The sequence below is a fragment of the Streptomyces sp. NPDC054847 genome (assembly GCF_053610925.1).
Window position 1 is genome coordinate 24761 of sequence record NZ_JBSGZJ010000018.1, and the last position, 12552, is coordinate 37312.

11 protein-coding genes are annotated in these 12552 nt (G+C 73.0%); 10 read left to right on the forward strand and 1 reads right to left on the reverse strand.

Going from position 1 to position 12552, the window contains the following annotated elements; translation table 11 throughout:
- The first annotated feature begins 104 nt into the window (after nt 1-104).
- The gene (locus ACWGH4_RS04120; RefSeq protein WP_159693922.1) at nt 105-254 is read left to right on the forward strand and encodes an SCO1431 family membrane protein; all 150 of its coding nucleotides are present in this window, start codon (nt 105-107) and stop codon (nt 252-254) included.
- Nucleotides 255-496: 242 nt separating this feature from the next.
- A complete protein-coding gene (locus tag ACWGH4_RS04125) occupies nt 497-1669 on the forward strand; it encodes an acyl-CoA dehydrogenase family protein (protein ID WP_441265413.1) in 1173 nt (390 codons plus the stop codon).
- Between the two features lie 556 nt (nt 1670-2225).
- On the opposite strand, the gene ACWGH4_RS04130 is transcribed toward ACWGH4_RS04125, so the two are convergent.
- On the reverse strand, nt 2226-2642 hold the full coding sequence (locus tag ACWGH4_RS04130; RefSeq protein ID WP_453455316.1) for a hypothetical protein: 417 nt from the start codon (nt 2640-2642) through the stop codon (nt 2226-2228).
- Nucleotides 2643-2847: 205 nt separating this feature from the next.
- On the opposite strand from ACWGH4_RS04130, the gene ACWGH4_RS04135 reads away from it, so the two are divergent.
- From ACWGH4_RS04135 to ACWGH4_RS04170, 8 genes are all read left to right on the forward strand, one after another.
- A complete protein-coding gene (locus ACWGH4_RS04135) occupies nt 2848-3288 on the forward strand; it encodes an Lrp/AsnC ligand binding domain-containing protein (protein WP_441265242.1) in 441 nt (146 codons plus the stop codon).
- A gap of 79 nt (nt 3289-3367) precedes the next feature.
- Entirely contained in the window at nt 3368-5014 is a 1647-nt protein-coding gene (locus tag ACWGH4_RS04140) for an amidohydrolase (RefSeq protein WP_453455320.1), read from the forward strand.
- Nucleotides 5015-5557: 543 nt separating this feature from the next.
- The gene (locus ACWGH4_RS04145; protein WP_453455323.1) at nt 5558-6373 is read left to right on the forward strand and encodes a polyprenol monophosphomannose synthase; all 816 of its coding nucleotides are present in this window, start codon (nt 5558-5560) and stop codon (nt 6371-6373) included.
- A gap of 46 nt (nt 6374-6419) precedes the next feature.
- Nucleotides 6420-6992, forward strand: coding sequence for an FxsA family membrane protein (gene fxsA / locus ACWGH4_RS04150; protein WP_453455326.1), 573 nt, complete (start codon nt 6420-6422; stop codon nt 6990-6992).
- A 56-nt stretch (nt 6993-7048) separates the two neighbouring features.
- A complete protein-coding gene (locus ACWGH4_RS04155) occupies nt 7049-7903 on the forward strand; it encodes a LysM peptidoglycan-binding domain-containing protein (protein ID WP_453455329.1) in 855 nt (284 codons plus the stop codon).
- Nucleotides 7900-10059: a hypothetical protein gene (locus ACWGH4_RS04160; RefSeq protein WP_453455332.1), complete on the forward strand. Its 2160-nt coding sequence runs from the start codon at nt 7900-7902 to the stop codon at nt 10057-10059. Before ACWGH4_RS04155 ends, ACWGH4_RS04160 begins: the two co-directional genes overlap by 4 nt.
- Nucleotides 10060-10099: 40 nt before the next feature.
- Nucleotides 10100-11665: a DUF6519 domain-containing protein gene (locus tag ACWGH4_RS04165; RefSeq protein ID WP_453455335.1), complete on the forward strand. Its 1566-nt coding sequence runs from the start codon at nt 10100-10102 to the stop codon at nt 11663-11665.
- Nucleotides 11666-11690: 25 nt separating this feature from the next.
- Nucleotides 11691-12552: peptidoglycan-binding protein (locus ACWGH4_RS04170; protein WP_453455338.1), on the forward strand; the 862-nt coding region annotated here is incomplete at its 3' end.

A 12552-nucleotide genomic window follows, 5' to 3' on the forward strand; every position in this document is an offset into this window, starting at 1 on the left:
GGGCCGCTGCCGCTGGCACTGTTGTGTGGCCAGGATCTTCCGCCCGATCCGGACGAAAGATCCCCAGGGGGAGCCACCTGCCGGACGACCGAACGAGACGCACCATGACCTCGAACGCAGCAACCGCCGACCGCACCCTGCCGACGACCCGCACCGGCGGCCCGGACGACGGACCCGACTTCCTCGAGCACGTCCTCGGCTGGACGCTCGTCGTGGTCCTGGCCATGCTCATCACCCAGGTCGGCCTGCTCTAGTCCCCGGTCTCCCGCCCGCGACGCCCCCACCTCCCGGGAAGCGCCCCGCGGGCTGCGGCTTTCTCCCCGGCAGACTCGTGACGCCCGCGTTCCGATCGGGCATACTCAGGCGCGCCACAAGCCGCCATGCAGCCTCTTTCGTGATCCGGAAGGGCACCATCGGCCTGGCAGAACAACCGGCGGCTCGCCCACACCCTTTGCGCGTGACCGCCGCAGCGCCCGACAGGGAGGAGAGCGCCGCCATGCCCGACCGCGCCCCGCAGCCGGTGGACCGTCAGCTGCCCACCGAAGAGGCCAGGGATCTGATCACCCTGGTCCGCGACATCGTCCAGCGGGAGATCGCCCCCCGCGCGGCCGAGGAGGAGGACGCCGGGCACTTCCCGCGCGAGGTCTTCTCGCTGCTGTCCGAATCAGGACTGCTCGGCCTTCCCTACGACTCCGAGTTCGGCGGCGGGGACCAGCCGTACGAGGTCTATCTCCAGGTCCTCGAGGAGCTCGCGGCGGCCCGCCTCACCGTCGGCCTCGGCGTGAGCGTCCATTCCCTGTCCTGTCACGCGCTGGCCGGATACGGCACCAAGGAGCAGCAGGGCGAGCACCTGCCCGCGATGCTCGGCGGCGGTCTGCTCGGCGCCTACTGCCTCTCCGAGCCCGCCTCCGGTTCCGATGCCGCGTCGCTGCGGACCAAGGCCGTCCGGGACGGTGACGACTGGGTCATCACCGGGACGAAGGCCTGGATCACCCACGGCGGCGTCGCCGACTTCTACACGGTCCTCGCCCGCACCGGGGTGGAAGGCCCGCGGGGCATCACCGCGTTCCTGGTGCCGGGCGACGCGCCGGGGCTGAACCCCGCGGTGCCGGAGAAGAAGATGGGCATGAAGGGATCACCTACCGCCCAGCTCCACTTCGACGGTGTCCGGATCCCCGACTCGCGCCGTATCGGTGAGGAGGGCCAGGGCTTCGCCATCGCGCTGTCCGCCCTCGACTCGGGCCGGCTCGGCATCGCCGCCTGTGCCATCGGCGTCGCGCAGGCCGCGCTGGACGAGGCGCTCGACTACGCCACCGGACGCAAGCAGTTCGGACGTCCCATCGCCGACTTCCAGGGCCTGCGCTTCATGCTCGCGGACATGGCCACCCGGATCGAGGCGGGGCGCGCGCTCTACCTCGCCGCTGCCCGGCTCAGGGACGCGGGACAGCCGTTCTCCCGGCAGGCCGCCATGGCGAAGCTGTTCTGCACGGACGCGGCGATGAGCGTCACCACCGACGCCGTCCAGGTCCTCGGCGGCTACGGCTACACGCAGGACTTCCCGGTGGAGCGTTTCATGCGCGAGGCCAAGGTGCTGCAGATCGTCGAGGGCACCAACCAGATCCAGCGGATGGTCATCGCCCGCCATCTGGCCGGCCCTGAGACGCGCTGACCCGCGCGCTCTCCACCGGCGGCGCCGCGAGTCTCGCCCACTCGGGGTCGCGGCGCCCCGGCAGCGTTCTGCCCCGGCTCGCCCACAGTTGGAGAAGCTCACGGTAGATGGGCGGATCGGCCGGGTGCGGAACCGATTCTTCACGAACGGGCACGACGAGGCGCCGACGGCCTTGCGTGGTCGGGGGATGCAGGCTCATGCCCGGCCAACGCGCCACGCGCGGAAGCGGTTACCGTCGGGACTATTCGAGCGCCAGTGCAGGGGCTACACGGTCGCCGACCGCGGCGCGAGGCGCTGAGCGGTCACGTTCCCGCGGCACCGGAAGCGCCCGACGCCCGGGGACACGTCCGCGGTCGTGATCGTCGGCGCGCCGGGAGCGCGTGCGGCGCCCCGGCACACGTCTGCGGTCGTGTTCGTCGGCGGGAGCGCGTGCGGCCTCAGTACACGTTTGCGGTCGTGTTCATCGACGCCGGGAGCGCGTGCGGCGCCCCGGCGCAACGTCTGCGGGTCGCACTCGCGGTCCGGGGAGCGCGTCGGGCTCCCCGGGGCACGTCCTTCAGGCTGCCCGGCGCATCGGCGGCACCTTCAGCGGCCGCGAGCCCGGGCCGCCGACGTGCGAGAACGGCTGGGTGCGCCAGTCCAGGCCCTGCGGCAGCGTCAGCAGGAGCGCGGTGTCCTGCTCCTGGACCTCCAGCGACTCGTCGGCGGGACGGGCGAGGGAGGCGTCCCGGCCGGTGCCCGAGCAGACCGTCAGACCGAACGGGTTCCACGGGGTGGGGCACAGCGCGTGCTCGGGCAGGACGTCCTCGTCCGCCAGCAGCGCGATCGGCTGAGCGCAGTCCGGGCAGATCACCCGGTACATCTCGAAGGTGTCGTACGCGTCCAGGACGTCCGTCTCCGCCGTCTCGGCCGGATCAACAGGCTCCGGTTCGGTACGTCCGGACTTGGAAGACACAGTCTTGACACTCTGCATGGAGAATCTCCCCCTTGGATGGGCCGACCAGGCATGTGCGGCCTCGACCACAGCAAGCAATGCCCACCGTGCAGGTCGGGTAACCGTGGGGTCACGGCGCATCGACCGGGCAAACCTGTGGTGTTGGTCACATGGAGGCCTCTGGCGCCCGTCCGGACGCTTCGGGACTGTGCCGGAAGCGATCCAGGGCCATAGGTTGATCCGCATGGAGGAGCTGGATCGTCAGATCGTGGACCTGCTCGTCAAGGACGGGCGGATGAGCTACACCGACCTGGGCAAGGCCACCGGCCTGTCCACATCGGCGGTGCACCAGCGCGTCCGCCGTCTCGAGCAGCGGGGCGTCATCCGCGGCTACGCGGCGGTCGTCGACCCGGAGGCCGTCGGCCTGCCGCTCACCGCGTTCATCTCGGTGAAGCCGTTCGACCCCAGCGCTCCCGACGACATCGCGGACCGGCTCGCCGGTGTGCCGGAGATCGAGGCCTGTCACAGCGTCGCCGGCGAGGAGAACTACATCCTCAAGGTGCGCGTCGCGACCCCACTCGAGCTGGAGCACCTGCTCACCCGGATCCGCTCGCTCTCCGGCGTCTCCACCCGTACCACGGTCGTCCTCTCCACCCCGTACGAGGCCCGCCCGCCGCGGATCTGACCCGCGGTGGTCCACGGGCCCCGGCCACGGACCACCGGCCCGGTACGGGGCGCGCCCACCGGCTCTCTAGGCTTGCCCCATGACCGAGAGCACCGCCCCCCAGAGCGAACACCGCACCGTGCTGCTGCGCGGTGGAGAAGTCCACAGCCCCGCCGACCCCTTCGCCACCGCGATGGTCGTCGAGAAGGGACACGTCGCCTGGGTGGGCTCGGAAGGCGCCGCCGACGCCTTCGCCTCCGGCGTCGACGAAGTGGTCGACCTCGAAGGGGCCCTGGTCACCCCCGCGTTCACCGACGCCCACGTCCACACCACCTCGACCGGCCTCGCCCTCACCGGCCTCGACCTGTCGGGTGCGGCCTCCCTCTCCGAGGCCCTTCGCCTCGTACGCGAGTACAGCGCCGCCCACCCCGCCGCCGGCCAGGTCCTCCTCGGGCACGGCTGGGACGCGACACGCTGGCCCGAGCAGCGGCCCCCGAGCCGCGCGGAACTCGACGAGGCGGCCGGCGGACGGCCGTTGTACCTGCCGCGGGTCGACGTCCACTCGGCGGTCGTCACCACCGCGCTGCTGGATCTCGTTCCCGGCGTCACCGGTCTGGCCGGCTTCCACCCCGACGCCCCGCTGACCGCGGCGGCCCACCACGCCGTCCGCGCCGCCGCCCATGCGGCCGTCACGCCCGCCCAACGGCGGGCCGCGCAGCGGGCAGCGCTCTCCCGCGCCGCGTCCCTCGGCATCGGCAGCATCCACGAGTGCGCGGGCCCCGAGATCTCCGACGAGGCCGACTTCACCTCCCTGCTCGCGCTCTCCCGTTCGGAACCCGGCCCACGGGTCGTGGGCTACTGGGCCGAACAGGTCGCCGACGAGAAGGACGCCCGGCGCATCCGCGAGCTCGGCGCCTCCGGCGCGGCAGGGGACCTGTTCGTCGACGGCTCCCTCGGTTCGCACACCGCCTGCCTGCACGCCCCGTACGCCGACGCTCCCGCCACCACCGGAAGCGCCCATCTCGACGCCGCGGCCGTCGCCGCCCATGTGGCCGCCTGCACCCGGGCGGGGCTGCAGGCCGGGTTCCACGCCATCGGCGACGCCGCCCTCAGCGCGGTCGTCGACGGTGTCCGGGCGGCGGCCGACGCGCTCGGACTCGAGCGGATCCGCGCCGCGAGGCACCGTATCGAGCACGCCGAGATGCTGACCCCTGAAACCATCGCCGCCTTCGCCGAGTTCGGCCTCACCGCATCCGTCCAGCCCGCCTTCGACGCGGCCTGGGGCGGCGAGGACGGCATGTACGCCCAGCGTCTGGGCGCCGAGCGGGCCCGCACCCTCAACCCGTACGCGGCGCTGCTGCGCGCCGGGGTGCCGCTCGCCTTCGGCTCCGACAGCCCGGTGACCCCGCTCGACCCGTGGGGCACGGTACGGGCCGCCGCCTTCCACCGGACGCCCGAGCACCGCATCTCCGTACGGGCCGCCTTCACGGCCCATACCCGTGGCGGCTGGCGTGCCGTCGGCCAGGACGACGCCGGCGTCCTCGTGCCGGGCGCCCCCGCCGACTACGCGGTCTGGCGCACCGGGGCGCTGATCGTCCAGGCGCCCGACGACCGGGTGGCCCGCTGGTCCACCGACCCGCGCTCCGGCACGCCCGGTCTGCCCGACCTCGGACCCGGTGCCGAACTGCCCGTATGCGTCCGGACGGTGGTGGGAGGGCAAACCGTCTTCGAGGGACCGAACGGGTGACGTAAGGACATTTCGCGCCGTCGGGCCGCATTCCCACCGTTCCGCCTCGACCTGCGGATCTTCGCCCCTGACCTGGTGGTTCCCGTAATTCTCGCTGATCAGGCGACTGTTGACAGCGAGCGCCCACCGGCCGGTAGGTTCGGGACAGTCCACCGAAGAACTCCGACCGGCAACCTCCACGCAAGTCGTCGAACGCCGCTGGGTCATGGGGTGGTGTGCCGCACCGGCGCACCACCACTGGGAGCCAGGTTCAGCGCCCGCGCCTCGGGGGCAGAGGGAAGGTTTCCGCCGGTCGGCAGGTGCGACCCGGGTGGGGCCCGGCGTTCAGTAGACAACGGCTCTCGGTCGACCCGCAGCCAGCGGGCCCCAGGTCGGCCCGAAGGACGCCGGGCCCGATCCGCTGCGTCCTGCCGGGCCGGCCGTCGTTCCGTCCCCATGCGGTGTCCTCGTCGTTCCGCCGCAGCTCCGTAGATCCGTGTCGCCGGAAACGCCATGCCGGGGCTCGCTATGGTTGGGCTCTGCGACGGACTTTAAGGGGCAGCAGTGAACGACGGTGGTGCGGTTCCCCATGGTGGACCCCAGGGGAGGCGGTACGGCCCGCTCGGCCGAGTGTTGGTGATCATTCCCACCTACAACGAAGCCGAGAACATCCGGTCGATCGTCTCCCGGGTGCGCGCCGCCGTGCCCGACGCGGACGTGCTCGTCGCCGACGACAACAGCCCCGACGGCACGGGCAAGTTCGCCGACGAGCTCGCCGTGCAGGACGAGCAGGTGCACGTTCTGCACCGCAAGGGCAAGGAAGGGCTCGGCGCGGCCTACCTGGCCGGCTTCCGCTGGGGCATCGAGCACGACTACGGCGTCCTGGTCGAGATGGACGCCGACGGCTCCCACCAGCCCGAGGAACTGCCCAGGCTGCTGACCGCCCTCAAGGGCGCCGATCTCGTCCTCGGGTCCCGCTGGGTGCCCGGCGGGCGTGTCGTCAACTGGCCCAAGCACCGCGAGATCCTCTCCCGCGGCGGCAGTACCTACTCGCGTCTGCTGCTCGGTGTGCCGCTCCGCGACGTCACGGGCGGCTTCCGGGCCTTCCGCGCCGAGACCCTGGAAGGCCTCGGGCTCGCCGACGTCGCGTCCCAGGGCTACTGCTTCCAGGTCGACCTGGCCCGGCGGGCCGTGGCCGCCGGATTCCATGTCGTCGAGGTCCCGATCACCTTCGTCGAGCGTGAGCTCGGCGACTCGAAGATGAACAGGGACATCGTCGTCGAGGCCCTCTGGCGCGTCACCGCGTGGGGAGTGGAGGAGCGGGCCGGCCGCCTCCTCGGCCGCAAGGCGTCACCGCCCCGGCGTCCGCGATCTTCCTGACAACCCGCTTACGCCGCTCCGGCAGGCGCCCAGGCACACTGGGAGCATGACGACCGGCGCACCGCCCCCGACCGCCCCGAGGCGCTCCCGCGCCCGCACTTTCATCCCCCTGACGATCGCCGCCTGGCTGGTCCTGGAGATCTGGCTGCTGACCGTCGTGGCGGACACGGCGGGCGGCTTCGCCGTCCTCGGGCTGCTCGTCGGCGCCGCGGTGCTCGGTGCCGTGGTGGTCAAGAGGGCGGGGCGGCGGGCCTTCGCGAACCTCACCGCGACGCTTCAGCAGCAGACGGGCAGCCAGGAGGCCGCGCCGTCCGTGCGGGCCGAGGGCAACGGGCTGCTGATGCTCGGCGGTCTGCTGCTGATGCTGCCGGGTCTCGTCTCCGACGTGGCCGGGCTGCTGCTTCTGGTGCCGCCGGTCCGGGCCCGGCTCGGCCGCGCCGCCGAACGCTCGCTGGAGCGGCGGATGAACGCCGCGAGGGCCGGCGGCCTCGGCGACGCTTTCCAGCAGGCCCGCATGCACCGCCCGGACGGCAAGGTCGTGCAGGGCGAGGTCATCCGTGAGGACGGCGCTCGGCCCCGCGACGACGAGCCCGGCCGGCGGCCGCCGCTGACCCCCTGATTCCCGCCGGGGTGCCGCTCCTTCCATGACGGCCGGCGCCGCACGGCGTCACCGGAGTGACCAACCCGCAGGCCGCGACGGGGGGTGCGGACGCCGACGGGCCGGGCCTGACCCGGCGCACGGTCCCGCTGGCCGTGTCGGCGCTCGACCGGCTTGTGTCGGTGAAGGACTACGAGGACTTCGCCCGCTCGCGGGCCGGCATCGGCCGGGCCGTCGCCCGGGAGGTCTTCGACGGCCGGCGCCAGGTGCTGCACGTGACGGTGGCCGGCGTCGACGACATCCCGGTCGCCGGTGACTCCGACGTCCTTCGGGCCCTGCGGTCCTCGCTGGCCCGGTACGGCGACGGACGGCTGCCGGTGCGGGTCGACGTCCGCGAGCTGGTGCTGCTGCTCCTCGCGGCGAAGGTGAAGGTCGCGCCCGACCACACCTGGACGGTCGTGGAGCCGAGGCTCCGGCAGGCCCTGCTGCGCACGTTCGGCCCGGAGAGCAGGGAAATCGGCCGGCCGGCGCGGCTGTCGGAGGTGATGGCGACGGCCCACCGGGTGCCGGGGGTGGAACACGTCGACGTCGACGTGTTCGGCGGCGTCCCGGCCTCCGCCACTCCGGAAGGACTGGCCGGCCTGGCGGAACGCCTCGGCGGGCCGGCGGCCACGGTCCCGGCCCGGCACGCCGAGTACGACGAGGTCGTGCACCGCGTCACCGCCGACGGCGGCGAGACGCTGACCTCGGTCGCGGGCCGCCACGGCATCCCGCTCGCCGAACTGCTGCGTCTGAACCCGGACATCACCGACACCCGGCGGCTGGAGACGGGGCGGCGGGTGTTCGTCTTCCGCGGTGTCCGGCCGGCTCAACTCGCCCTGCTCACACCGCAGGTGCCCGACACGCTGATTCTGACGGAGGTCACCGCATGAGCAGGGAACCGGACGGTCTCGCGGAGCTGCTGCCGCAGTGGCACCGGCTGCGCGACGCCGAGCGCGGGGAGCCGCTGCGTGCGCTGCTCGCCGTCATCGCCGAGCAGGTCGACCTGGTGCGGGACGGCGTCGAGCAGGGGTACGAGGACCTGTTCGTGGAGACGGCGGCGCCCTGGGTGCTGCCGTATCTCGGCGACCTGGTGGGCTATGCGCCGCTGCCCGGGTACGAGCGGGTTCCGACCGGCGGCCTGGGCGGCGCCGGCGGGGAGGAGGAGTCGCGTCGGCGGCTCGCCGAGGCGCTCGCCCCGCGCCGTGACGTGGCCGCCACCGTCGCCCACCGGCGCCGCAAGGGCACGCTGCACCTGCTGGAGGAGATGGCGCAGGGGATCGCGGGATGGCCCGCCAGGGCCGTCGAGTTCTCCCGGCTGGTCTCGCACCACCAGCCGGTGCGGCTGTACGGGTCGGGGTCGCCCGCGGCCGACTCCCGCCGGCTGGAGCGCGGCCGGCTGGCCGACGTGCGCCAGGGAGCGCAACTCGACCTGGCCGGTAGCCCGTTCACGTCCACGGCCCGGTCCGTGGATGTGCGCAGGGCGGCCTCGGAACGGCGCCAGGGCGGTCTGTCCCCGGCCGGTGTGGGGCTGTTCGTGTGGCGGCTGAAGCCGTATCACGTGACGCGGGCGCCGGCGTACTGCATCGACCGGGCGCGCAGCCTGTACACGTTCTCGATCCTCGGCAACGACAGCCCGCTGGTGACGAAGCCGGTGCCCGAACCGTCCGCGACGCACATCGCGACGATCGACAACGTGCCCGCGTACATCCGGCGCCGGCAGCTCGCCGACCGGCTCGCGGACCACTACGGTCCGGGCAAGAGCTTCACGATCTGGCGGGACGGCCAGGACGAGCCGGTCCCGATGTCGGACATCGTCGTGGCGGACCTCTCGCAGTGGCGGTACCGGCCGCGGCGTGGCCAGGTGGCGGTCGACCCGGAGCTCGGGCGGATCGCCTTCGGGTCGCGTTCGGCGCCGCGGCAGGGCGTGTGGGTCACCTACCACTACGCGTTCGGGGACGACGCCGGCGGCGGCGAGTACCCGCGCGAGCGCGACACCTCGCCGGCGGCGGAGTTCTACCGGGTGGGCCCCGGGCAGCGTTTCCAGAAGATCATGGACGCGTACGAGGAGTGGCGCGGCGACCGGCGGGCCGGCCGCTGCGGCCCCGAGGGCGTCATCGAGATCACCCACAGCGGCGCCTACCAGGAGCAGCTGGACTTCGACCTGGAGCGCGGCGACAGGCTGGAGCTGCGGGCCGCCGAGGGCTGCCGTCCGGTGATCCGGCTGCTCGACTGGTACAGCAACCGTCCCGACGCGCTCAACATCCGCGCCCAGGACGACTGCCCGCCGGGACGGGACGCGCCGCGGATCGTCCTCGACGGGCTGCTGATCACCGGGCGCGGGCTGAACGTGAGCGGCCCGGTCGGCGCTGTGGTGCTGCGGCACTGCACGCTGGTGCCCGGCTGGTCGCTGCAGCCGGAGTGCGATCCGCACTCGCCCGAGGAGCCGAGCCTGGTCCTGGAGCGGACCACCGCCTGTGTGCAGATCGAGCGGAGCATCCTCGGCACCATCGAGGTGATCGGCGACGAGGTGAACCACGATCCGCTGCCCATCCACATCCGGGACAGCGTCCTCGACGCCACCGGCCACGACCGCGAGGCGCTGTCCGCGCCGGACTGCCGCCTGGCGCACGCCGTGCTGCACGCCCATCGCACGACGGTGATCGGGGAGGTGCACACGCACACGGTCGAGATCGGCGAGAACAGCGTCTTCACCGGCCAGATGCGGGTGGCCCGGCGCGGTGTCGGCTGCCTGCGGTACTCGTACGTGCCGCCGGGCTCCCGCACTCCACGCCGGCACCGCTGCCAGCCGGACCTCGCGGGCGGCGAGCCGCTGCGGCCGCTGTTCACGAGTGAGCGGTACGGCACACCCGCCTACGGCCGGCTGTCCGACGCGTGCCCGCCCGAGATCCGCCGGGGCGCCGACGACGGCTCCGAGATGGGTGTCTTCCACGATCTGTACGAACCGCAGCGCGAGGACAGCCTGCGGGCCCGTCTCGCCGAGTACACCCCGGCCGGGACGGACGCCGGGATCATCCCCGTCACCTGAGACGACTTCTTCCGAACTACCCGAGGGGGACACCGAACCCATGCACGCTGACATCTCGCGCGACACCTTCCGGCCGGAGCGGCACTACTCGGCGGTGATCGCGCAGCAGGGCCGCGTACAGCTGGACGCCGACGCCAACGAGCAGGCGGCGATCCAGCTCCACCAGGCCCGGACCGCTCTGTCCGACCTGATCGGCACGCACGGCGGCCCGCAGGGCGCGACCGGTTTCGAGGTGCGTTTCCTCGGCGGCAGCCGGGAGCTCGACGACCTGTCCATCGGCGGGGGCCGCTACTACGTCGACGGCATCCTCGTCGATGCCACCCGGCCCGCTCCCGGCGTACCCGTGCCGGACGAGGACGAGACCGGCGACGCGGCGACGGAGCCGCCCGCCCCGCCGGCCACCTGGACCTACTGGGACCAGCCGGACGGCCACCGCGACCCGGAGCGCCCCGGCGACCGGCTGCCGACCCAATTCCCGTACCTGGCCTGCCTCCAGGTGTGGGAGCGGACGGTCACGGCGGCGGAGGATCCGCTGCTGCGGGAGGTCGCGCTCGGGGCGGCGATGCCGGACACCGCGGCGCGCCGGAAGGTGGTGTGGCAGGTCGTCCCGGTGCCGGGCTCGGAGCTGGAGCTCGAGGACGGGGCCACCAAGGACCAGGTCCGCGAGGCCTTCGCCAAGTGGGAGGCGGCACAGGCGCCGACGGCGCGGATGGCGGCGCGCAGCGAACGCCCGGACCGGGCGGACGAGGACCCGTGCCTGGTGCGTCCGGACGCCCGCTACCGGGGACCGGAGAACCAGCTCTACCGGGTGGAGGTCCATGAGGGCGGCCCGGCCGGTGAGGCGACGTTCAAGTGGTCCAGGGAGAACGGGTCGGTGACCCTCCCGGTCGACGAACTCGACGGCACATGGGTGGAGCTCGGCTCGATCGGCAGCGACGACAAGCTCGGCCTGAACGTGGGCGACTGGGTCGAGTTCGTCGACACCGCCTACACGAGCCGCCGGGAACCGCTGCCGCTGCTGCGGGTCGAGGAGCTCGACCTGCCGGGCCGCCGGGTGCGGCTGTCCGGCGAACCGGACCCGTCGGTGGGCAGGCGTCCCGAACTCGCCCCGTATCTGCGGCGCTGGGACCACCGTCCCGGTTCCCGCCCGGCGGGCTCCGGCCGCTCGAGGACGGCCGCGTCGAAGTCCCGCGGCGGCGCGCTGCGCATCGAGGAGGGAGTCTGGCTGCCCCTGGAGGACGGGGTGTTCGTGTACTTCGAAGCGGGCAGGACCTACCGCTCCGGTGACTTCTGGACGGTGCCGGCGCGCACGGCGACGGGCTCGGTCGAGTGGCCGGTGGACGCCGCCCGGCGTCCGCTGCTGCGCTCCCCGCACGGGGTGCGGGTGCACCGCGCCCCGCTCGCCTGGGTCCTCGGCGAGGGCTCGGTGGCCGATCTCCGGCTGGCCTTCGGGCCGTTGGCCGCTCCGCTGCCCGCCGCCGACGCTGAGGCGCTCGCCGCGGAGGAGAGCGCCGAGCAGGAGGCCGTCGCCGCGGAGCGTGCCGCGTCGGGCGGTTCGACGGGACCCGCCAACGGGCAAAACGATCAGGGACGGTCCGAGAACTGACGGTCCGCCGGGAAGGAGCACCACGATGGCAACCCCGCTGTCCGCCGACAAATTGCTCAGAGCCTTACGCAACGAAGGACTGCGTGTCGTCGAGCACCGAAGCTGGCGCACGCACAACCGCAACCACAAGGGCCCCTGGGGACCGGTGAACGGTGTGATGATCCATCACACCGTGACCTCCGGCACCTCGAGTTCCGTCGAGCTCTGCTACAACGGCCACTCCAGTCTGCCGGGCCCGCTGTGCCACGGTGTGATCGCCAAGGACGGGACGGTGTATCTGGTCGGCAACGGCCGGGCCAACCACGCCGGCCTCGGCGACGACGACGTGCTGCGCGCCGTGATCAACGAGTCGGCGACGCTGCCCGCCGACAACGAGGCCAACACCGACGGCAACCGCCACTTCTACGGCTTCGAATGCGTCAACCTCGGTGACGGCAAGGACCCGTGGCCGGCGGCGCAGCTGGAGGCGATCGAGAAGGCCGCGGCCGCGATCTGCCGTGCCCACGGCTGGTCGCAGCGCTCGGTCATCGGGCACAAGGAGTGGCAGCCGGGAAAGGTCGACCCGCGCGGCTTCACCATGGACGCGATGCGCAGCCGCATCAAGGAACGGCTCGGCGGCAAACCGTCGGGGCCGACGACGCCGCCCGCGCCGACCTACGAGCCGTTCCCCGGGGCGGCGTTCTTCCAGGTGGGCAGACGCAGCGCCATCATCACGGCGATGGGCAGACGTCTGGTCGCGGAGGGCTGCGGCCGCTACGAGGTGGGCCCGGGCCCCGATTGGTCGGAGGCGGACCGCAAGTCGTACGCGGCATGGCAGCGCAAGCTCGGCTATTCGGGCAGCGACGCGGACGGCATTCCGGGCAGGACGAGCTGGGACAAGCTCAAGG

Coding starts and splice junctions, on each gene's coding strand:
- ACWGH4_RS04120 (WP_159693922.1), top strand. CDS start 105: ATGACCTCGAACGCAGCAACCGCCGACCGCACCCTGCCGACGACCCGC.
- ACWGH4_RS04125 (WP_441265413.1), top strand. CDS start 497: ATGCCCGACCGCGCCCCGCAGCCGGTGGACCGTCAGCTGCCCACCGAA.
- ACWGH4_RS04130 (WP_453455316.1), bottom strand. CDS start 2,642: ATGCAGAGTGTCAAGACTGTGTCTTCCAAGTCCGGACGTACCGAACCG.
- ACWGH4_RS04135 (WP_441265242.1), top strand. CDS start 2,848: ATGGAGGAGCTGGATCGTCAGATCGTGGACCTGCTCGTCAAGGACGGG.
- ACWGH4_RS04140 (WP_453455320.1), top strand. CDS start 3,368: ATGACCGAGAGCACCGCCCCCCAGAGCGAACACCGCACCGTGCTGCTG.
- fxsA (WP_453455326.1), top strand. CDS start 6,420: ATGACGACCGGCGCACCGCCCCCGACCGCCCCGAGGCGCTCCCGCGCC.
- ACWGH4_RS04160 (WP_453455332.1), top strand. CDS start 7,900: ATGAGCAGGGAACCGGACGGTCTCGCGGAGCTGCTGCCGCAGTGGCAC.
- ACWGH4_RS04165 (WP_453455335.1), top strand. CDS start 10,100: ATGCACGCTGACATCTCGCGCGACACCTTCCGGCCGGAGCGGCACTAC.